General features: G+C 66.4%; 18 protein-coding genes and 2 pseudogenes. 15 read left to right on the top strand and 5 right to left on the bottom strand.

Features of this window, described 5'->3' with window-relative positions; translation table 11 throughout:
• The first annotated feature begins 44 nt into the window (after positions 1–44).
• Genes pgm through murJ form a run of 3 tightly spaced genes read left to right on the top strand, consistent with a single transcriptional unit; the run spans position 45 to position 3,788 of the window.
• Positions 45–1,679: a phosphoglucomutase (alpha-D-glucose-1,6-bisphosphate-dependent) gene (gene pgm, locus Q322_RS0113115; protein ID WP_029478365.1), complete on the top strand. Its 1,635-nt coding sequence runs from the start codon at positions 45–47 to the stop codon at positions 1,677–1,679.
• Complete coding sequence (locus Q322_RS0113120) at positions 1,679–2,170, top strand: hypothetical protein (RefSeq protein WP_051668541.1); 492 nt, start codon at positions 1,679–1,681, stop codon at positions 2,168–2,170. Before pgm ends, Q322_RS0113120 begins: the two co-directional genes overlap by 1 nt.
• A 31-nt stretch (positions 2,171–2,201) precedes the next feature.
• Positions 2,202–3,788, top strand: coding sequence for a murein biosynthesis integral membrane protein MurJ (gene murJ / locus Q322_RS0113125; RefSeq protein ID WP_084147986.1), 1,587 nt, complete (start codon positions 2,202–2,204; stop codon positions 3,786–3,788).
• 55 nt (positions 3,789–3,843) lie between these two features.
• On the opposite strand, the gene Q322_RS0113130 is transcribed toward murJ, so the two are convergent.
• Positions 3,844–4,416 carry a YdcF family protein gene (locus Q322_RS0113130; protein ID WP_029478368.1) on the bottom strand — a complete coding sequence of 191 codons (573 nt, stop codon included), beginning with the start codon at positions 4,414–4,416 and terminating at the stop codon, positions 3,844–3,846.
• A 265-nt stretch (positions 4,417–4,681) separates the two neighbouring features.
• Between Q322_RS0113130 and topA the strand changes: the two genes are divergently transcribed.
• The 3 genes and pseudogenes from topA to Q322_RS24810 form a co-directional block, all read left to right on the top strand.
• The gene (gene topA, locus Q322_RS0113135; protein WP_029478369.1) at positions 4,682–7,561 is read left to right on the top strand and encodes a type I DNA topoisomerase; all 2,880 of its coding nucleotides are present in this window, start codon (positions 4,682–4,684) and stop codon (positions 7,559–7,561) included.
• A 4-nt stretch (positions 7,562–7,565) separates the two neighbouring features.
• Positions 7,566–7,874, top strand: coding sequence for a hypothetical protein (locus Q322_RS0113140; protein WP_029478370.1), 309 nt, complete (start codon positions 7,566–7,568; stop codon positions 7,872–7,874).
• A 10-nt stretch (positions 7,875–7,884) separates the two neighbouring features.
• A pseudogene (locus Q322_RS24810) lies at positions 7,885–8,274 on the top strand (N-acetyltransferase family protein); the annotation flags it as partial.
• Between the two features lie 119 nt (positions 8,275–8,393).
• Here Q322_RS24810 and Q322_RS0113145 read toward each other — a convergent pair.
• Positions 8,394–8,951 (bottom strand): SRPBCC family protein, encoded by a 558-nt coding sequence (locus Q322_RS0113145; protein ID WP_029478371.1) that lies wholly within the window; start codon positions 8,949–8,951, stop codon positions 8,394–8,396.
• A gap of 102 nt (positions 8,952–9,053) precedes the next feature.
• Here Q322_RS0113145 and Q322_RS0113150 point away from each other — a divergent pair, with 102 nt between their 5' ends.
• The 4 genes from Q322_RS0113150 (at position 9,054) to Q322_RS0113165 (ending at position 12,985) form a co-directional block, all read left to right on the top strand.
• Positions 9,054–9,806 (top strand): FAD-dependent oxidoreductase, encoded by a 753-nt coding sequence (locus tag Q322_RS0113150; protein WP_029478372.1) that lies wholly within the window; start codon positions 9,054–9,056, stop codon positions 9,804–9,806.
• A complete protein-coding gene (gene trmB, locus Q322_RS0113155; protein ID WP_029478373.1) occupies positions 9,803–10,771 on the top strand; it encodes a tRNA (guanine(46)-N(7))-methyltransferase TrmB in 969 nt (322 codons plus the stop codon). Before Q322_RS0113150 ends, trmB begins: the two co-directional genes overlap by 4 nt.
• Before the next feature lie 69 nt (positions 10,772–10,840).
• Positions 10,841–12,385, top strand: a complete 1,545-nt coding sequence (gene guaA / locus Q322_RS0113160) for a glutamine-hydrolyzing GMP synthase (RefSeq protein ID WP_029478374.1) — start codon at positions 10,841–10,843, stop codon at positions 12,383–12,385.
• Positions 12,386–12,418: 33 nt separating this feature from the next.
• On the top strand, positions 12,419–12,985 hold the full coding sequence (locus tag Q322_RS0113165; protein ID WP_029478375.1) for a Uma2 family endonuclease: 567 nt from the start codon (positions 12,419–12,421) through the stop codon (positions 12,983–12,985).
• Positions 12,986–12,987: 2 nt separating this feature from the next.
• On the opposite strand, the gene Q322_RS0113170 is transcribed toward Q322_RS0113165, so the two are convergent.
• Complete coding sequence (locus Q322_RS0113170; protein WP_051668543.1) at positions 12,988–14,550, bottom strand: phospholipase D-like domain-containing protein; 1,563 nt, start codon at positions 14,548–14,550, stop codon at positions 12,988–12,990.
• Between the two features lie 70 nt (positions 14,551–14,620).
• Here Q322_RS0113170 and Q322_RS0113175 point away from each other — a divergent pair, with 70 nt between their 5' ends.
• Entirely contained in the window at positions 14,621–15,304 is a 684-nt protein-coding gene (locus Q322_RS0113175) for an MOSC domain-containing protein (protein ID WP_029478377.1), read from the top strand.
• A gap of 16 nt (positions 15,305–15,320) precedes the next feature.
• On the opposite strand, the gene Q322_RS0113180 is transcribed toward Q322_RS0113175, so the two are convergent.
• Complete coding sequence (locus Q322_RS0113180) at positions 15,321–15,743, bottom strand: bleomycin resistance protein (RefSeq protein ID WP_051668545.1); 423 nt, start codon at positions 15,741–15,743, stop codon at positions 15,321–15,323.
• 132 nt (positions 15,744–15,875) lie between these two features.
• Complete coding sequence (locus tag Q322_RS0113185; RefSeq protein ID WP_029478379.1) at positions 15,876–16,277, bottom strand: hypothetical protein; 402 nt, start codon at positions 16,275–16,277, stop codon at positions 15,876–15,878.
• 174 nt (positions 16,278–16,451) lie between these two features.
• Here Q322_RS0113185 and recO point away from each other — a divergent pair, with 174 nt between their 5' ends.
• The 4 genes and pseudogenes from recO to Q322_RS22535 all read left to right on the top strand — a co-directional run.
• Positions 16,452–17,207, top strand: a complete 756-nt coding sequence (recO, locus tag Q322_RS0113190; RefSeq protein ID WP_034418570.1) for a DNA repair protein RecO — start codon at positions 16,452–16,454, stop codon at positions 17,205–17,207.
• A 260-nt stretch (positions 17,208–17,467) separates the two neighbouring features.
• The gene (locus Q322_RS24585; RefSeq protein WP_245593254.1) at positions 17,468–18,421 is read left to right on the top strand and encodes a hypothetical protein; all 954 of its coding nucleotides are present in this window, start codon (positions 17,468–17,470) and stop codon (positions 18,419–18,421) included.
• A complete protein-coding gene (locus tag Q322_RS0113200) occupies positions 18,412–19,218 on the top strand; it encodes a sensor histidine kinase (RefSeq protein WP_051668547.1) in 807 nt (268 codons plus the stop codon). Before Q322_RS24585 ends, Q322_RS0113200 begins: the two co-directional genes overlap by 10 nt.
• Positions 19,219–19,424: 206 nt before the next feature.
• Positions 19,425–19,660: pseudogene (locus tag Q322_RS22535) on the top strand (transposase); the annotation flags it as partial.

A 19,660-nucleotide genomic window follows, 5' to 3' on the forward strand; every position in this document is an offset into this window, starting at 1 on the left:
CATGGTTGCCGGGTCCCTGATGGCGGCCCGTTAAACTGCCCGGTATGACCCTCAGCGAACTGGCCGGAAAACCCGCCCCTCAGCGCCTGCTGACCAACATCCCGCGTCTGGTGGCGCACTATTACGAGACGCGCCCGGACGTGAGTGATCCCCTTCAACGCGTGGCCTTCGGCACCAGCGGCCACCGGGGCACCAGCCTGAACGGCAGCTTCAACGAGGCGCATATCCTGGCCGTGGCGCAGGCGGTGGCCGAACACCGCGCCGCAGCGGGCATCAGCGGGCCGCTGTTCATGGGCCTGGATTCCCACGCCCTGTCCGAACCCGCCTGGATGAGCGCACTGGAGGTGCTGACCGCCAACGGCGTGCGCGTGTGCGTGCAGCCCGGCGTGATGACGCCCACGCCGCTGATCAGCCACGCCATTCTGGAACACAACCGCGCAGGACGGGGCGGCACGGCGGACGGCATCGTGATCACGCCCAGCCACAATCCCCCGCAGGACGGCGGGTTCAAGTACAACCCCCCCAGCGGTGGCCCCGCCGACACCGACGTGACCGGGGCGGTGCAGGCCCGCGCCAACGCCATCCTGGAAAGGGAATTGCGCGACGTGAAACGCCTGTCCCTGGAAGACGCGATGGGCAAGCTCGAAGAGTTCGACTTCATCAGCCCCTACGTGCGCCAGCTTCCCGAAGTCATCGATCTGGACGCCATCAAGGGAAGTGGCGTGCATGTCGGCATCGATCCGCTGGGCGGGGCCAGCCTGCCCGTCTGGGAGGCGATTGTCGCCGAGTACGGCCTGAACTTCGAGATCGTCAACAAGACCGTCGATCCCCGCTTCGCCTTTATGAGCGTGGACCGGGACGGCAAGATTCGCATGGACTGTTCCAGCCCCTACGCGATGGCGGGGCTGCTGCGCCTCAAGGGCGATTTCGACGTGGCCGTGGGCAATGACCCGGACGCGGACCGCCACGGCATCGTCACCGCCGACGGGCTGATGAATCCCAACCATTACCTGGCCGTGATGATCCACTACCTGTTCAGCAACCGCCCCGGCTGGCGCGACACGGCGGGCGTGGGCAAGACGCTGGTCAGCAGCGCATTGATTGACCGGGTGGCCCATGGGCTGGGCCGCAATCTGGTAGAGGTTCCGGTGGGCTTTAAATACTTCGTGGACGGCCTGCTGACCGGCGATCTGGGCTTTGGAGGTGAGGAATCCGCCGGGGCCAGCTTTTTGCGCCTGAACGGCGGCGCGTGGAGCACCGACAAGGACGGCCTGATTCCCGGTCTGCTGGCCGCCGAGATGACTGCAAAAACCGGCAAGACACCCAGCCAGCACTTCGCGGACCTGACCGAGAAGTACGGCGCAACCGCCTATGACCGCCAGGACGCGCCCGCCACGCCCGAGCAGAAGAAAATCCTGAGCAACCTCTCGCCCGAAGACGTGAAGGCGCAGACGCTGGCGGGCGATCCGATCACCGCCCGATTGACCCGCGCCCCCGGCAACGACGCGCCCATCGGCGGCCTGAAGGTCACCACCGCCGAGGCATGGTTCGCCGCCCGTCCCAGCGGCACCGAGGACGTGTACAAGATCTACGCCGAGAGCTTCAAGGGCGAGGGCCATCTGAAGCAGGTGATGGAGGAGGCCCGCGAGGTCGTCTCCGAGGCGCTGGGGGGCAAGTAATGGTGGAGGAGACCGCGCCGGGAAAGACCCCGCCCCACACCGTCATCACCCGCGAGGAGTTGCGCGGCGTGGAGTTCGACTGGTTTGCCGCCGACGCGCGTGGCCACGTCGCGCAGTTCATGGCGTCGGGCGACGACACGGTTCCCGAAGCGGCCCTGGCTTCCGAGGAGCTGCTCGAAGCCCTGCACGTCTGGATCGACACCCGCCCCGAAACCGAAGCCCCCAACGCCCCGGCGGGCGGCTTCGACGAACACCTGACGCCGCCGCAGCGCCGGGGCGCATTTGTGTATGACCGGGTGCCGGATGGGTCTGGGGTCTACCGTCTGGTGGCCGCGCCGCGCATGCCGTTCACGGTGGCGGAGCTGCCCGCCCACTTGCGGGCCTATCTGGAAGGTCTGGTGCTGGACGTGACCTTTGGGGCGGCGCGCCTGGAGATCGGGGCGGACGGCGCGGCGCAGGTCAGTGCAGACGGGGCACCATCCTCCATCTGAATTCTCCGGGCCACGCGCTACAGTTGGCCGCGTGACCGTTCCGCCCGCCGCCCCCGATCCGCCCGAATCCAACCAAGGCCCTGCCACTCCGTCCCCGCTGCCGCGCAAGTCGCTCCGGGCCAACACCCTGATCGTCATGGCCGGGACGCTGGGTTCACGGCTGTCGGGCATCGTGCGGACACAGATCATAGGAACGTTCGGCAACACCCTGCTGGACGCCTTCCTGGTGGCCGTGCGCGTCCCCAACCTGCTGCGCGAGCTGCTGGCCGAGGGCGCGCTGGTCAACTCCTTTATCCCCACCTACAAATCCCTGGACGCCGCCGAGCGCCGTAAACTGGCTCAAACTTTCAGCGGGATGCTGATCGCCCTGAATCTGCTGCTGATGGCGCTGGGTATTCTGGCTGCGCCGTTCATCGTGGACCTGCTGATCGCCGCGACGCCCAACGTGGACCGCGCCGTGGCGGTGTACATGACGCAACTGGTCATGCCCTTTCTGATGCTCATCAGCCTGTCCAGCATTGCGATGGGTCTGCTGAACGCCGACGAGCATTTCCGTGAGAGCAGTTTTGCCCCGGTGGCCTTCAACCTCGCCAGCATTGCGGCGCTGCTGATCTTGCCCAACACCGCCACCTGGCTGGCTTTTGGGTGGCTGATCGGCGGGCTGGCGCAACTGGCCGTGCAGCTTCCGGCCCTGACCCGGTTTGACCTGTTGCCCACGCCCAGTCTGAAGCCCAATCCAGCGCTGCTGCGGGTGTTACGGCAAATGGCCCCATTTACCCTGACCGCCGGGGCGCGGCAATTTCTGAACCTGTATGTCACGCGGCTGCTCAGCGACAACACACGTTTTCTGCCTGGCACCCAGTCCGGGTATTTCTACGCCGAAACGTTATTTACCACCGTCAACGGCCTGTTCGTGGTCTCGCCCGCGCTGGCCCTGTTTCCGCGCTTCTCCGAACAGGCCGCCGCGCGTGACTGGGCGGCCTTCAAGGCGTTGACCGTCCAGGGCATCCGGACCACCACCTTTCTGGCTGCTCCCATGAGTGCACTCCTGCTGGTTCTCGCGCCATACGCGGTCAGCATCGTGAACATCTCGCGCGATTATGACGTGGCGCGGTTTCAGGCGGCCAGCCAGATTCTGACCGGCTGGAGTCTGGCCCTGGTGCCGTGGGCGCTGGTCACCCTCCTGCTGCGGACCTTCTACGCCCGCGAACGCACCATGGAGGCCGTGACCGTTAGCGCCATTGGTTTCGTGCTGGAAGTCGGACTGTACCGCCTGCTGGTGCCGCCGCTGGGGCTGCTGGGCTTTGGTGTCAGCACCGCTATAAGCGGCATCCTGATGGCCGGGGCGCTGGCGTGGCTGTACCGCCGCGCGCTGGGTTTTCCGGGTCGCGAAATCGCGGCGCATCTGGCGCGGGTGCTGCCGCTGGCGGTGATCGCAGGGCTGGTGGCCTGGCTGGTTCTGCGCTTCGTCCCCCTCATTCCCGCCCCGGGGTTCATCGTCCCCGGCCTGATCGGGCTGAGCGTGGCGGGCGGCGCGGGCCTGGCCGCCTACCTGCTGGGCGCACTGGCGCTGAGAATGCCGGAGATGGGCGGATTGCTGCGGAGGCTGCGGCGCTGAGGGGTAAACGCCGCTACGGACGTCTTGTTAAGGTGCGCCCAGGGGCAAGCGGCCGTTACAGCCGGATGCCGATCAACGCGTAGGCCACCAGCGCCACCCTCTCGCGCAGCAGGTAACTGCGGCTGACGTTGGCGCTCAGGGGGCTGGCGCTGACATCGGCCTCGATGCCCAGCGCGCGGGCCAGCGCCAGGGCGCGCGGGGCGTGGACCTCATCGGTGACCAGCGTCATGGGGGTGTGGGGCAGCAGCATGGTGCGGGCGAAGCGCAGGTTTTCAATGGTGGTGCGGCTGCGCGCCTCGGCCAGCAGGGCAGAGGCCGGGACGCCGTGGTGGTTCAGGTACGCCTGTCCCACCTCGCCCTCGCTGAAAAGATCGCCGGGCCGCCGCCCGCCCGTGACCACAATGCGGGACACGCCGTCGCCCCAGTACAGCGCCAGCGCATGGTTGAGCCGCCGCTGAAAGGCCGGGCTGGGTCTGCCGGCATACTGCGCCGCGCCCAGGACGATCAGGGTGGGGTGGGGCTGCTCGGCGTTTGGCACCCGCAGAGTGGGCAGGGCCAGAAAACCTGCCGCCAGCAGGGCCAGAATGCCCAGCGGCACGAGGGACAGGGTGGACCCTCTGGAGCGCATGGCGGGCAGCGTAGCATGAGAGGAATTTCCAGGGGGCGCAAAAACCGTGCAAAGCGGCGTGCTCCCCGGACTATCAAGCTCACGGAGCCGTGATGCACGTTGGTGACAGCCTCCCCGCCTTTTGCGCCCTACCCCCCGGAAGCCGCCCAGGGGCCGTGCTACCCTCGGGCCTGCCTTTCAAACGTCAGGTTGCGGTGACAGCGCCGGGCCTAACGTGGCAACACAGCGCCCCAGGAGAGTTAACCCCATATGTATAAGGCCCCCCATGTCTAAAACACTTGTCATCGTCGAATCCCCCGCCAAGGCCCGCACCATCGAGAAGTACCTGGGTAAAGGGTACGCGGTGGAATCGTCGATCGGACATATCCGTGACCTGCCCAAGAGCGCGGCGGATATTCCCGAAAAGTACAAGGGGCTGGCCTGGGCGCGGCTGGGGCTGGACATCGAGAACGATTTTAAGCCCCTTTATGTGGTGTCGCCCGAAAAACGTCAGCATGTCGCCAAGCTGCGCAAGATGGCCGCCGAGGCCGATGAGATCATCCTGGCAACTGATGATGACCGCGAGGGCGAGAGCATCGCGTGGCATCTGTTTCAGGAGCTGAAGCCCAAGGTGCCGGTCAAGCGCATGGTCTTTCACGAGATCACCAGGGAGGCCATTCAGGCCGCGATTGCCTCTCCGCGCCAGATCGACACCAATCTGGTGGAGGCGCAGGAGGCCCGCCGCGCGCTGGACCGCCTGTACGGCTACGAGGTTAGCCCGGTGCTGTGGAAGAAGGTGGCCCCCAAGCTGTCGGCGGGCCGCGTGCAGAGCGTGGCCACCCGCATGCTGGTGGAGCGCGAGCGCGAGCGGATGCGCTTTGTCAGTGCGCCGTGGTGGGATCTGCTGGTCACGGGCCGCACGGCGCAGGACGCCACCTTCCCCGCCCGCCTGACCGACGTCACCGGCCAGAAACTGGCGCTGGGCAAGGACTTCGATCCCCTGACCGGCAAGCTCAAGCCCGATGCAAAGGTCCGCACGCTGTCCGAACCCGAGGCCCGCGCCCTGGCCGACGGCCTGACCGGGCAGCCGCTGACCGTCACCTCCGCCGAGGAAAAGCCGTTCACGCAGCGCCCATACCCGCCGTTCATCACTTCCACCTTGCAGCAGGAGGGCAGCCGCAAACTGGGCTTTGCCGCCACCCGCACCATGCGCGCCGCCCAGCGGCTGTACGAGGGCGGCTACATCACCTACATGCGAACTGACAGCACCAACCTCAGCGCCGAGGCCGTGACTGCCGCGCGCAAGCAGGTGGCAGGGATGTACGGGCAGCCCTACCTGTCGCCGCAGCCGCGCGTGTACGCCAAGAAGGCCAAGAACGCCCAGGAAGCGCACGAGGCCATCCGGCCTGCGGGCAGCAGCTTCCGCACACCGGATGCCCTGCGCGGCGAACTGGGCGGTGACGAGTGGCGTTTGTATGACCTGATCTGGAAACGCACGGTGGCCTGCCAGATGGCCGACGCGCGGGGCCGCAGCCTGCGCGTGCGTCTGGCTGGAAAAGCCAAAACGGGTGAAGAAGTGGGATTGAGCGCCTCTGGGCGCACCATCGATTTCCCCGGTTTCCTGCGCGCCTACGTGGAGGGCAGCGACGATCCCAGCGCCGCCCTGGAAGACCGCGAAACGCCGTTGCCGCCGCTCCAGCAGGGTCAGCGCGTGACCGCCGAGACCGTCAAGCCCGAGGGCCACGAGACCCAGCCTCCCGCCCGTTACACCGAGGCGTCGCTGGTGCAGTCGCTGGAAGGCGCGGGGATTGGCCGCCCCAGCACCTACGCCAGCATTCTGGGAACCATTCAGGACCGGGGCTACGCCTCCAAGAAGGGGCAGGCCATGGTGCCGAGCTGGACGGCCTTTGCCACCTCCGCGCTGCTGGAACACCATTTCGGCAATCTGGTGGATTACGACTTCACCGCCAAGATGGAAGAGGACCTGGATGAGATCGCCGGGGGCCGTGCCCAGCGGGTGCCGTATCTCAAGCGCTTTTATCTGGGCGATAAGGGTGAGGGCATGGCCCTGCGCCCCCTGATTGACCGCCAGATGAGCGAGATCGACGCGCGCGGCATTGCCACCATCGCCGTGCCCCGGCTGGAGGGCAGCGGTATCGAGGTCCGCGTCGGGCGCTACGGCCCCTACATGCAGCGCGGCGAGGACAAGGCCAATCTGCCCGAAGGTCTCGCGCCCGACGAGCTGAATCTGGAAATGGCCGAGGAAATCCTGAGCCGCCCCAGTGGAGACCGCCCCCTGGGTATCGACGAGGCCAGCGGGCATCCGGTGGTGGCCCGCGCTGGGCGTTACGGTCCTTACGTCACGCTGGGCGCGGAGAATCCGCCGATTCGCACGGCCAGCCTGTTTCCCACCGACGATCTGGCGACGCTGAGCCTGCCGCGCGCGCTGAAACTCCTGAGCCTGCCCCGACTGGTCGGCACATCCGAGGGCGAGGAAGTCTGGGCGCTGAACGGCAAATACGGCCCTTACCTGAAGCGTGCAAATGACAGCCGCAGCCTGACCACCCACGAGGAACTGTTCACGGTGACGCTGCCCGAGGCCGAGGCGCTGTTCCTGCAACCGCGTTTCGGCAAGGGCCGGACGCCCGCGCCGCCGCTGAGCACCTATAAATACGAGGGCCGCGCCGATATCGTCCTCAAGTCTGGGCGTTTCGGCCCCTACCTGACCGACGGCGAACGCAACGCCACCCTCCGCAAAGGCGAATCCGAGGACAACCTGACCGCCGAACGCGCCCTGGAGATCCTGGAAGAGCGCGGCAAGGAGCCGAAGGCGAAGGCGGGCAAGCCCAGAAAGGCGGCTGCCAGGACTGGAGCGGCGAAAAAACCCGCTGCCAGCAAAGCCGCGCCCAGAAAGGCTCCAGATTCCAAGACCACGGCGAAAAAAGCGCCGGCCAAGGCTCCCGCCAAGCCCACCTTCACCTGGGCGCAGCTCAGGCCACACCTGAACGTGCTGTCCGCACAGGAACGCCAACTGGTCACCGCTACCCGCGAACAGGGGCGCAAGGTGGACGACGTGGCCCCCGAACTGGGTCTGGACGTGAAAAAGGCCAGGGGCATGAACTTGCAGGCCAGCAAGAAACTGAATCAGGCGGCGCGCGGAGAGTAAGGGCATGGCCCGCGAGAAAGTCGCCGTCCCGCAGGCTTTGCATCTGATCCGCCTGGCCCAGAGTTCAGCGGGACAGTGGGTGGGCCTGCCCGGCGGAGAATTGCGCGTCGTCCACTTGAACGGGAAGTTGACGGGCGATGTCACCACCGGCTGGCTGATCTGCCTCAGCGGTGAAGCGGTCATTGATCTGCCCCAGAACAACTTCGTACGCCTGCGTCCCGGCGAGGGCTACCGCGTCACGGCTGAGGAATCCTGGACCGCTTTTGACACCAAAGAGGGAAGTGTGCTGCTGTTCTCGGCGGACGCCGGGTAAGATCAGCGCCATGATTCGTCCTGCCACCGACGCCGACTTTGAACGCATCCACGAGATCATCAACGATGCCGCGCAGGCTTACCGGGGCATCATCCCCGCAGACCGCTGGCACAAGCCGTACATGCCCCGTGAGGAATTGCACGGGCAGATCGCGGATGGCGTGGAATTTCTGTGCTTCGAGGACGGCGGCGAGGTGAACGGCGTGATGGGCATTCAGAACCGGGAGGAAGTCAAGCTGATCCGCCAGGCCTACGTCGCCACCAGCCAGCGTGGCGGCGGCATCGGCTCCAGATTGTTGCGAGAGCTACTGGATTCCACCGACAGGCCCGTGCCGATCGGCACCTGGGCAGCGGCAGTATGGGCCATCGGCTTTTACCAGGAACACGGCTTTTCCGTCGCTCCAGAAGACGAGAAGAACCGCCTGCTCCGCACCTACTGGAGCGTTCCAGAGCGGCAGGTGGAGACCTCGGTGGTGCTGGCGGACGCGCGTATCGGGAAGGCCATCCCACCTGCTGAACACTACTTCTTCTTCCTGCCCTTGTTCGCCTTGGCCGCTTCCTTGGCGGCTTTGGCCTCCGCCTTCTGCTTCTCGGCCATCTCGCGGCCCATGTCTTCCATCAACTGCGCGCCCTGGGCGTCCACGGTGCGCTGCAATTCCACCAGTGTGGTGATCACCATGTTGTTCAGCACGCGCTCCACGGGCGTCCTGATCCACTTGTAGCGAATGCGGCCATGGAGGCTCAGGGTGACTTCGGTGCCGCCGGGCATGGGCTTGAACTGCCAGCCCTGGGTCAGCTTCTCCAGCGGCCCGACGTTGCGTACGCTTTCCCAGCCGCCACGCTGCGGGGCCTGGAGCTGGCCGTACCTGGCCACGAAACTCAGGCCCAGCAGCTTGCGGGAAAATTTGAAGCGCACCAGGGCGTTGTTGGTCAGTCGGCCCTCGCCGCCCTCATATTCGGCTTTTGTCAGGTTGGGGTCCCATTTCACGCGGCGGCGCGGTTCCAGGGCCAGGCGGTACAGCACGTCTGGACGGGACCGGACCACGATGGTCTGTTTGATGTTGATGGACTCGGACATAGTGTGTGCCACTGTAGCGCGGGGCAGGGCAGAGGCGCGGGCGCGGCGCTGGACAGTCCTGCCCCCAGTGCCTACGCCCCACTTGCTACACTCCGCCGTGTGATGTTTGGACCCACGAAACCCCGCAGTCAGCCGCAGCCGGGCCACCTGTACGACGTGGCGGTGGTGGGTGCGGGCCTGGCCGGAACTGAGCTGGCCTGGCGGCTGGCCCGCGCGGGCGCGGACGTATTGCTGGTCTCGCAGGCGCTGGACCACCTGGGCAACCTGTACGCGCCGACGATTGACAACGCCAATTTTCCGCCCGGCAGTGTCTTTGCCCTGATCCGTGACCGCCTGGCTCCCGACACCGACGGCTGGAGCTTTCACCGCCAGATCAAGGCGGAGATCGAGGGAACGTCCGGGATTCACCTGCTGCAAAGCACGGTGACCGAACTGGATGAAACCGAGGGTGAGGTCGTGCTGTCTACCTGGGAAGGGCCAAAACTGCGCGCCCGGCAGGTCGCTCTGGCGGTGGGCGCATTTCTCAAGGGCCGACTGCTGATCGGTGACAGCATGGAGGAGGCCGGGCGGCTCTCGGAGGTGGCCTATGATTTTCTGGCCGATGATCTGGCGCGCTCCGGGGTCTTTTTAATCGGCGCGGAGGCCACGGCGGCGGCAGTGGAGGGTGCGCCGCCCTACGACGTGCGCTTCCTGACGCCCGCGCCCGGCGAGCTGGACGGCTTTCAGCTCACCCGCTTTGACCGCGTTCGAGCGGTGGGCCGGATGCTGCCTGCTGAGTGTTCATACCGCAGCGTGCTGGAGGACGCCGCTCGCCTCTCCGATGAGCTGCTGGAATTGGGTGGGGTGGGCGCGTGATCTATCCAATTGGCGATTTCCGCTTCCCCGACGCGGCCTCGCGCCTGTATCCGCAGACCGCTGAACGTCCCTGGGTGCTGGAAATCGGCTTCGGGGACGGGCGATTCTGGCCGCACTCCGCCGCCACGCTCGATACGCCACCGAATTACCTGGGGGTGGAATTGTCGGGCGTCTCGCTGCTGAAGGCCCACCGCCGCCTCAAAACTGCGGGCCTGGACAACGCCATCCTGACCAAGCTGCCTGCCGACGTGCTGCTGCGCGAGGTGGTGCCGTACGGCGGGCTTGACCGAATCGTGGTCAACTTTCCCGATCCCTGGCCCAAGGCGGGGCATCTGGAACACCGTCTCCTGCGCGTGCCGTTCTTCCAGTTGGCCGCCTCGCGCCTGAAACCCGGCGGCGCGCTGCTGCTGACCACCGATCACGACGAGTATTTCGGCTTTGCGTGTCAGGCGGCGCGGGACAGCGGGGCGATGAGCGTGGAGCTGACCGAACCGCCGCCCGCCGCGCTGGAAACCAAATACGCCCTCAAATGGCGTGACCTGGGCCTGGCCGCCCAGCACGCCCACTTCACGCCCACTGCCCGCCCCCATGTGCCACACGGCGACATCCACACTTACCCGGAGGACCCTGAACACGTGCCACACGCCATTCTGACCCTGCCCGCCACGTTCGCTCCTAGCAATTTTGATAAGCAGACCGCCCGCGAGGGCGGCTGGACGGTCATTCTGCTGGACCTGTACGCCAGCCTGCGCCGGGACGGCTGGGTGGTCCTGGCCCACGTCGTGGAGGGCGAGCTGACCCAGGAAGTCCTGATCGGGATCACCGGGCGCGAGGACGGCAGCCATCTGGTGCGCCTGGCCAAGTTCGGCGGCCCGGTCATCACGCCGGGGGTCAAGGCAGCGGTGGGCGCAGTCACCGACTGGCTGGAGGAATCGGGCGGACGGGTGACGCACCGGGGGTACTGAGGGCGGGCCTTGCGACTGGAGGAGACGAGTCCCCCCGCGCCCTGCCCCTTCGTGGCACAATCGGCGGCGATGAGCGTTGTCATTCTGGATTTCGGCAGTCAATTTACCCGCCTGATCGCGCGGCGGTTCCGTGAGATGGGGGCTTACAGCGTGATTCTGCCCGGCTCGGCCCCGCTGGAGCGCATCCGGCAGGAAAACCCGCAGGGCATCGTGCTGTCGGGCGGTCCCAGCAGCGTCTACGACGCCCAGGCTCCAAAACCCGCCCCCGGTGTGATGGACCTGGAGATCCCCATTCTGGGCGTGTGCTACGGCATGCAGTACCTGGCGCAGCAGGCGGGCGGTGACGTGAAACGGGCAGGCAAACGCGAGTACGGCAAGGCCGATCTGACCCGTTATGGCGGCCAGCTCTTCGAGGGCATCAGCGGCGAATTCATCGCCTGGATGAGCCACAGCGACAGCGTGACCCAGGTGCCCCAGGGCTACGAGGTGATTGCGGAGACAGCGGATACCCCGGTCGCGGCCATCGAGAACATGGGGACCCGGCGTTACGGCCTGCAATTTCACCCCGAAGTGGTCCACACGCCCAAGGGCGGGCAGATTCTGGGCAACTTCCTGACCATCTGCGGCGTGGCGCGCGACTGGACCGCCGAACACATCATCGACGAGTTGATTGCGGACGTGCAGAAACAGGTGGGAGACAGCCGCGTGCTGCTGGCCATCAGCGGTGGCGTGGACAGCTCCACGCTGGGGCTGCTGCTGGCGCGGGCGGTGGGGGAGAGGCTGACCGCCGTGTTCATCGATCACGGCCTGCTGCGCCTGGGCGAACGTGAACAGGTGGAAGCCGCCCTCATTCCTCTGGGCGTGCATCTGGTCACAGTGGACGCCCGCGCCGAGTTCATGGGCGCGCTGGAGGGCGTCTCGGACCCCGAGCAGAAGCGCAAGATCATCGGGCGCGAGTTCATCCGGGCCTTTGAGCGCGAGGCCGCCATCCAGGCGCAGGAACACGGGCCATTCGACTTTCTGGCGCAGGGCACCCTGTATCCGGACGTGATCGAGTCGGCAGGGGGCCTGAGCGCCGACAAATCCGGCGCGGCCAACATCAAGAGCCACCACAACGTGGGCGGCCTGCCCGAAGACCTGAATTTCAAGCTGGTGGAACCCTTCCGCACGCTGTTCAAGGATGAGGTCCGCGAGATTGCCCGGCTGCTGGGCCTGCCCGAACACATCCGCATGCGCCACCCCTTTCCGGGGCCGGGGCTGGCGATTCGCTGCCTGGGCGCGATCAGCGAGGACAAGATGGACATCCTGCGCCGGGTGGACGACATCTTCATCTCCGGCCTGCGCGAATTCGGGCTGTATGACGGCTGCTCGCAGGCGCTGGCGATCCTGACCCCGATTAGAAGCGTGGGCGTGATGGGCGACGAGCGCACCTACAGCTACACGGCGGCGCTGCGGGCGGTGACCACCGACGACTACATGACCGCCGAGTGGGCGCGGCTGCCCTGGGATTTTCTGGCCACCATGAGCAACCGCATTGTCAATGGGGTCCACGAGATAAACCGCGTGGTCTACGACATCACCGGCAAACCGCCCGCCACCATCGAGTGGGAATAAACGGCCAGAACGTAAACGCCGTAAGATAGACGCATGACCGACGCCGCCTTCAAAGCCATGAGCGTTGAAGAATACCTCCGCAGCGAGGAACTCAGTCCGTATAAGCGGGAGTATGTGGGCGGCTTCGTTTATCCGCTTCACGGGCAGGCGGGGGTGGGGATGCCGCACTCACTGATCAGTGGCAACATCTTCGGCAATCTCTACGCCTCAGCCCAGAAAGCAGGCTGCCGCATCCATCAGTCCGACATGCGCCTGAGCATCGAGGCCAGCAGAGCCTATTTTTACCCGGATGTGATGCTGGTCTGCGACACCACGAGAACCGGGCGGCTGGCCGAGACCGCGCCATGCCTGCTGGTGGAGGTTCTGTCACCCAGCACGGCGGCGAATGATCGGGTGGGCAAATACGGCATCTACACGGCTATTCCCAGCCTGCAAACGTATCTGATCGTGGAACAGGATGAGCGGCGTGTCTATGCCTATCAACGGGACGGGCCGAAGTGGAATCTGAGCGAGCTGAGCGGCGGCGGCGAGGTACAGATTCCCTGCCTGGGCCGCACCTTGACCCTAGACGAGATTTACGCCGGGGTACTGGAAGGCTGAATTCAGGGCCTGAGCCAGTAGGGCAGCTCAAACCTCTTCCCGCGCGCCCACTCGAAGTCGAAGTCCTGCCGGGCCGCCCTGAGTGCGGCGGGATCGCTGGTGGCCAGCGTGTACTCGTTCAGGCCGTGGTCTCCGAAAGACGAGAAATGCAGGTTGAGGCTGCCCACCGTCAGCATGGCGTCGTCCACCAGCGCGGCCTTGGTGTGCATGCCGCCCGCCGTGCCGGACCAGCGCACTTGCAGGCGGTCTGCCAGGCCCAGCGGCTTCAGGTAGGCGCGGATACCGGACAGCAGCGCCAGCGGCTCGACCTGGAGCAGCGGATCATGGTCCAGCACCAGCCGCACGCGCACGCCCCGCTCCCTGACTGCACCCACGATGGCCTGCCACACCGGCAGCGATTCCTGCGGAAAGGGGCAGCCGCCCGGCGCGGTGAGGCTCAGGCTGCACTGCGCGGTGCCGCTGATCTGCGACTGCATCAGGTCGATGCTGGACCCGGCGGCGGCGAACAGGGCGGGCAACGCCGAGTCCTGCGTCTCGTAGCCAGCGCGGCGGTACAGACCGTAGGCGCGTGAGGTCCCGGCGGCCACGGCAGGAGCGGTGTACAACAGTGGAAAGGGGGCCGCAGCGTCTACCAGGGTACACGCACGGCGCAAAGTGGCGGCGGTGACGCCCGCCTTGCACCGCAGCGGGCGGCTCAGCAGCCAAGAATCGCGGAAGGCGGCCACGGTATGGCGGGCCACCGGGCCTCTGAGGGTCAGCAGCAGATCGGTCAGGTCCAGGCCGCCAGGGGTGCTGGCTGGAACGTGAAAGAAGCTGATGTTGGCCCCGCCCGCCGTCGTTTCCTGGCCGTCGATCACCAGCACCTTGAGGTGGTTGTGCGGGTAGGCGTATGTGTAGTTGGCGAGTACCAGCTTGAAGCGCTGGACTGGATCGCCCGAGAGCGGCACCCCGGCCTCCAGCAGATGCCGCGCCGCGCTGTAGACGCTGCTGGTGGGGTCCAGCAGGGTATCCAGGCGCACGCTGTTGCCGAACATCAGCCGCACCGTCACACCCTGCGGGTACCGTTCGGGATGCCGGGCCACCTGTTGCCTGAGCGTGGCCACGGCGCGGGCCAGTAGCGCGCCGGGAGAGACCGGGCCGTCGTCCCAGAGCATGTTCGCCAGCAGAACCTCGCGCTGAGCCGATTCGATCTGGCGGGCCATCACGCCAAAGCCGCCCACCGGGTCCGGGGCCTGCCCGCTCAGACCGGAGTCGTTGTCCGGAAAGTGAATCAGCCCCGCAAAGGCGTTGCCGCAGCTCACCGCCGCACCCTGGCCGCGCAGGTGGTCATACAGCACGCGGTCCAGCGGGGCTTGCGGTTCGGGGCAGTCCGGGGTCAGGGTCGGGGCCACCTGTGCCAGCCCGTCCAGCGCGGCCAGATCGGGAGGAGGGAGTTGGCCGTTCAGAAAGGTCAGCGGCGGCGCGTCTGCCCTGACCTGGGACACCCCGGCACCGATGCCCAGCGTCAGCAGCAGCCCCAGCAGGAGCGCGACGCCAAACACCCGGAAAAACAGCAGCGTGCCCACCCTGTCAGCTTAGGCGGCGCGTCTGCGCAGTATCTGACGCCGCCTTCACCGCTCCTGATAGCTTGGGCGCATGACCGCCCCGGACCACCACCTGCTGAGCGTGAACATCGGCCAGCCCACCCTCTACCAGGTTGGCCCCCGCAATCAGGCCGCCCCCAAGGTCAGCGGCATCGATAAGCGTCCGCTGCCGGGGCGCGTGCGCGTGACCGAAGCCGGGCTAGACGGCGATCACATCCTCAGCACGCAGCACCACGGCGGCCCCGATCAGGCGGTGTACTGTTACACCCGCGAGGACTACGCCCACTGGGAAGCGCAGTTGGGCCGCACCCTGCCCCCCGGCCTGTTCGGCGAGAACCTGCTGGTCAGCGGCCTGGAATCCGCCGCCATGCGCGTGGGGGACCGGCTGGAAATCACGGGGGAGGACGGCGGGGAGGGCGTCCTCCTTGAAGTCACCGCCCCGCGTATTCCCTGCGCCACGCTGGCGGCCTACATCGGCGATCCGGCCTTTGTCAAGAAGTTCGTTCAGGTGGCCCGACCCGGCTTCTACACCCGCGTGCTGCGCGGCGGCGAGGTGGGAACGGGCGACAGCGTGCGCGTCATCCGCGGTTCGCCCGACGCGCCCAGCATCGCGGACCTGTTCGCCCTGCGCTATTCCCCGTCACCCCGCCTGGACACGCTGACCCGCTATTTGAAATTCCCGCTGGCCGTGCGTCTGCGCGCCGATCTGGAAGGGCAGCTCTCAAAGGGCCAGTAGCCGCCCGCCCCCAAGCTCAGTCCGTGAAGCGCAGCAGGTAACCGTCCGGGTCCTGCACCAGAAATTCGCGCTGCTGATGTGCGGTGTCGCCCTCCAGATACGCCGCAGTCTTCAGGGGCACGAAGATGGGATAGGCGTCGGTTTTCAGCCGCCCATACAACTCCTCCACATCCGGCACCTGGATCTGAAAGTTGATGCCGCGCCCCAGGGGATGGTCCAGCGGGCCGGTGTCCCAGGAACCTCCCTGACGGATCTGGGACAGCATCCACTGCACGCGGCCCAGACTCAGGTAGGCAAAACCGGGGCGGGTGTAATTGACGGTGAAGCCGAACAGGCGGGTGTACACGTCCAGGCTGCGCGCCAGATCGCGGACCTCCAGCTCCGGCACCAGCGCGGCCCATTCGGTCACGGGGACGTGGGAGATGTTGGCTTCGCTCATATGGGCAGGCTAGCAGTGAGGGGCTGTCTAACCGTTCAACTGTCAAACGGTCTAACCGCTCAAAGACCAAGTCAGGCTATCTCCTTGTTTTTTGCGGTTAGAAGGTTGGACCTTTAGACAGTTTGACAATCTTCACTCCGCGTACGGCAGCTCCAGCGGAAAGATTCGCCCGGACAGCGCCTCCAGGCCCTGCCTTCCGGCGCGGCCCTGGCAGGCTTCGGTGGCGGTGCATAGCGTCACGTAGCGGCTGCGGCGGGCGGCCACCACCACGCGGTACAGGACGGCCTCGCTGCGGCTGCGGGTGTAGTGGCACAGATCGCAGTGCAGGGCGTTCTTGCCCCGGGGGTCCAGCGGGGTGAATTCCGCCAACTGATCGCCGTGGACCAGCGCCAGCCGTCCGTCGGCCACCGGGTACAGGCCCAAGGTGGGCAGTGCGTCACTTTCGTGGGGGCCGAACAGTTCGCGGTGCGTTTCCGGGAAGAGTTCCCGCAACAGGTCGCGGACGCTGTGTTCCTGTGGGCGCGGGTCGTTCATCGCCTGCCAGTTTAACCGCCCGGCGCGGCCAGGAACGTGGACACTGGCACAGGCGGCGGCGGCTGGGGGGCCTAGACTGCGGAGCGTGACGCGGCACGCAGTGCGGGAAAAAATAGCGCAGGAAAAAACAGTGCAGAGAAAAACAGCTCAGAAAATATCCAGGAGACTCGGCCCATGAAATACCGCTCGGCCAACCGCAGCGGCATCGTGATCCGCCGCCGGGTGCTGCCGTCCGGCGACATTATCGTGACGCTGCTGACGCCGCAGGGCAAACTGAAAACCATCGCGCGCGGCGGGGTGCGCGGGCCGCTGGCGAGCCGCCTGAACCTGTTTCACCACGTCGGCGTGCAGATCTACCAAACGCCCAACAACGATCTGGCAACCATCAAGCAGGCGGTGCTTGAGGGCGCGCTGCCCTCGCTGGCCGAGCCGGAGCGGCACGCCTTTGCGCACCTGATGGCCGAATTCGCCGACGCATTGTTCCAAGAGGGGGAATTCAGCGAGCAGGCCTTCGAGCTGTTCGCAGCGGCCCTGCGCGGCGTGGCCCACCAGCCGGACCCCGAATGGGTGGCGCTGGTCATGAGCTACAAGCTGCTGGGTCTGGCTGGGATCGTGCCGCAAACCGCCCGCTGCGCCCGTTGCGGCGCGCCGGACCCCACCCATCCGGATCCGCTGGGCGGCCAGATGCTGTGCGCGGCCTGCGCCAGCCTGGGGGCGTATCCACCCGCCTCGCTGGACTTCCTGCGCGGAGTGGTGCGCCGCACGGTGCGGGCCAGCATCGACGCCCCGGTGCCGCCCGCCGAGCGTCCGGCGCTGTGGCGCGCGCTTGAACGCTTTGTCACCGTGCAGGTGGGCGGCGTCCACAGTTGGCGGCAACTGGTGCCCAGCGAACTCGGACCGGTGCAGCCGATGGCCGTACCGGGCCAGTAGGCCGGGCAAACAGGTCCTCCACTCTGGGCCGAGAAAGCGCCAGAGTCCAAGCCAGTCTCTGCCCTGCCTGAACTTCAGCGCAGGCTTCTTGCGGGGGCCAGGTCAGCCTGTATCCTGTCCTGCATGTCCGATCCGCCCGCGCCGGGGCCGTCCGAATCCCTTCAGAACGAGTTATACGGACTCCGATTGAAAGGTGTTGGAAACACCTGGAAATCCGAGCGGAGCGAGCAGGAGAAAAACGGGTTCCGGACGTGAAGTGGATGAGTCGGCGCTTTCCCGACTTATGCACGAAACAAACGGAACCCGTATTACGTGCCGCCCAGAACGCCCTTGCCGGTGCCCAGCAGGAAATCCAGGTCCTCTCGGCCTACACGGCGCTGGCCCAGGCCGCCGCCACAACCTCGGACCTGAAAACGCTGGCCCGCCGCGCTCAGGAGGTGTTGCAGGCCAGTATTCCCCAGTTACAGGTGGCCTTTTACCGGCGGGTTGGTGGACGCTGGGTGGCCCAGGTGACCACGAACGGCCTGCTGGGAGACCTGCTGGGGATGATCCGGCGCGGCCTGCCGCTGACCACTCCTGCCTTTGCCCAGACGGTCCGGGCCGCCGGACCGACATTCTTTGACCGCTGGGACGCTGGGCAGCAGCAGATGCCCTTCACCGAACTGTTCGGGGCGGTTGGCCTGGCTCCCTTTTTCCGGGATGGCCAGCCCAGCGCGATGCTGACCGTGGGCTTTGGGGGAGCCGAGGTCTGGAGTGCCCAGCAGCGTCAACTGTTCACCTCGGTGTACGCGGCCATCCACAGCACCCAGCAGCGCGACATCCAGTCCGATTTCCACGAGCGCCAGCTCGGGCTGGAAGCCTTTGTGCAACTGACCGAGGCCATCGGTGTGGGCACAGACCGTCTGGAGGCGGCTCAGCGCGCCCATGACCTGCTGCGGGAGCTGTTTCCACACTGGTCTTTCGGGTACTACGAGTTGCGCGCGGGCTGTGGAAGGCGCTGCTGGCCGACGTCCCCGATCCAGTGCTGCGCGAGTCGCTGTTCGCGGGGCTGCCGGAATCTACTCTCAGTTATCAGACGGCAGTGGAGGCGGGCGGGCCAGTCTTTTTTGACGAGTGGGACGCCGGGGCGCAGCAGTTTGACCACACCGAGTCCTACGGCGCAGCGGCCTTTTACCCGTATCTGCGCCGGGGAAAGCCCGTCGCCATGTTCGTGATCGGCAGCCAGCAGATCCAGAGCTGGCAGCCGCAGGACCGCGCGGTGTTCCAGGCGGTGGGCCGCAGCCTGGAGCTGGCGCTGGAGCGGGGCTGGGCGGCAGCAGAGGTGGAGGACAGCTACCGGCAGCTTGAGCGCAGCAATGAGGAACTCAAGGCCGCCAACCAGGAGCTGGAAGCCTTCGCCTACAGCGCCTCGCACGATCTGCGGACCCCGGTGAGACACGTCAAGGGCTTTACCGAGTTGATCCGCCGTGCCCTGAACAGCGGGCAGCCCGAGAAGGTCGGGCGCTCCCTGGACGTGCTGGACGAGGCCGCCGATCAGATGACCCGCATGATCGACGCCATGCTGGAGCTGTCGCGCAGCACCCGCCAGCCGCTGCGGCGGGGGGACGTCTCGCTGGCCGAGTTGGTCCGGGAAGCCCGCCACGACGTTCACGACGAGCTGGCAGGCCGCGAGATCGAGTGGCACCTGGGAGCGCTGCCCACGGTGCCGGGAGACCGCGCCACCCTGCGCCAGGTCATGACCAATTCGCTGAGCAACGCCGTCAAATTCACGCGCCGCACCGCGCAGCCGGTCATCGAGATCTGGATGGACCAGGATGCGGAGGGCTGGACGGTGTGGGTCAGGGACAACGGCGCAGGTTTCGATCCGGCTTACAGGGCCAAGCTGTTCGGCTCCTTCCAGCGCCTGCACCTGCAAAAAGACTTTGAGGGCACGGGTATTGGACTGGCGACGGTGCGCCGCATCATCTTGCGCCACGGTGGGCGCGTCACGGCCCACAGCGCGGCGGGATAGGGGGCCACCTTCAGCTTCACGCTGCCGCGCACACTTGACGGTGCACTTGACGGTGAGGCGCAGCCCGCTCAGGCGCTGGCAGAGGTTCCGCTAGGGTCTCTGGCAAAGCCGGAGGATTGAGAGTGAGCGTTTTGGTTGTGGCTCAGGGTCTGACGGCCTGACAGAAATTATGAGAAAGCGTCCCCGGTAGGCGACACTTTCTGTTTGTGACAACCGAAAATGCTACCGGGGACGCACCCCGACTCTACCAAGCCGTCTTCTCCCATATCCAGAGTGGATTGTGGAACGACATCCGCAACGCTCACACGCTGGCCTGGATGGTCACGGGCCTGCTGCTCTCCCAGCGCAGTTCCATTCCCGCGTGGCTCCCTTACATCCACTCCCGTGCCACGTTCGCGCAAAGCAGTGAACGCCGAGTTCGCCGGTGGCTGGAGAATCCAGC

Source organism: Deinococcus frigens DSM 12807 (genome assembly GCF_000701425.1).
GTDB lineage: Bacteria > Deinococcota > Deinococci > Deinococcales > Deinococcaceae > Deinococcus > Deinococcus frigens.

Excerpts from the sequence above, each read along its gene's own strand:
- Q322_RS0113150 (WP_029478372.1), top strand. The coding sequence starts at position 9,054 with ATGTTTGGACCCACGAAACCCCGCAGTCAGCCGCAGCCGGGCCACCTG.
- topA (WP_029478369.1), top strand. The coding sequence starts at position 4,682 with ATGTCTAAAACACTTGTCATCGTCGAATCCCCCGCCAAGGCCCGCACC.
- Q322_RS0113145 (WP_029478371.1), bottom strand. The coding sequence starts at position 8,951 with ATGTCCGAGTCCATCAACATCAAACAGACCATCGTGGTCCGGTCCCGT.
- recO (WP_034418570.1), top strand. The coding sequence starts at position 16,452 with ATGAAATACCGCTCGGCCAACCGCAGCGGCATCGTGATCCGCCGCCGG.
- Q322_RS0113165 (WP_029478375.1), top strand. The coding sequence starts at position 12,419 with ATGACCGACGCCGCCTTCAAAGCCATGAGCGTTGAAGAATACCTCCGC.
- Q322_RS0113130 (WP_029478368.1), bottom strand. The coding sequence starts at position 4,416 with ATGCGCTCCAGAGGGTCCACCCTGTCCCTCGTGCCGCTGGGCATTCTG.
- Q322_RS0113140 (WP_029478370.1), top strand. The coding sequence starts at position 7,566 with ATGGCCCGCGAGAAAGTCGCCGTCCCGCAGGCTTTGCATCTGATCCGC.
- Q322_RS0113185 (WP_029478379.1), bottom strand. The coding sequence starts at position 16,277 with ATGAACGACCCGCGCCCACAGGAACACAGCGTCCGCGACCTGTTGCGG.
- Q322_RS24585 (WP_245593254.1), top strand. The coding sequence starts at position 17,468 with ATGAGTCGGCGCTTTCCCGACTTATGCACGAAACAAACGGAACCCGTA.
- Q322_RS0113175 (WP_029478377.1), top strand. The coding sequence starts at position 14,621 with ATGACCGCCCCGGACCACCACCTGCTGAGCGTGAACATCGGCCAGCCC.
- Q322_RS0113120 (WP_051668541.1), top strand. The coding sequence starts at position 1,679 with ATGGTGGAGGAGACCGCGCCGGGAAAGACCCCGCCCCACACCGTCATC.
- Q322_RS0113180 (WP_051668545.1), bottom strand. The coding sequence starts at position 15,743 with ATGAGCGAAGCCAACATCTCCCACGTCCCCGTGACCGAATGGGCCGCG.
- pgm (WP_029478365.1), top strand. The coding sequence starts at position 45 with ATGACCCTCAGCGAACTGGCCGGAAAACCCGCCCCTCAGCGCCTGCTG.
- Q322_RS0113200 (WP_051668547.1), top strand. The coding sequence starts at position 18,412 with ATGTTCGTGATCGGCAGCCAGCAGATCCAGAGCTGGCAGCCGCAGGAC.
- guaA (WP_029478374.1), top strand. The coding sequence starts at position 10,841 with ATGAGCGTTGTCATTCTGGATTTCGGCAGTCAATTTACCCGCCTGATC.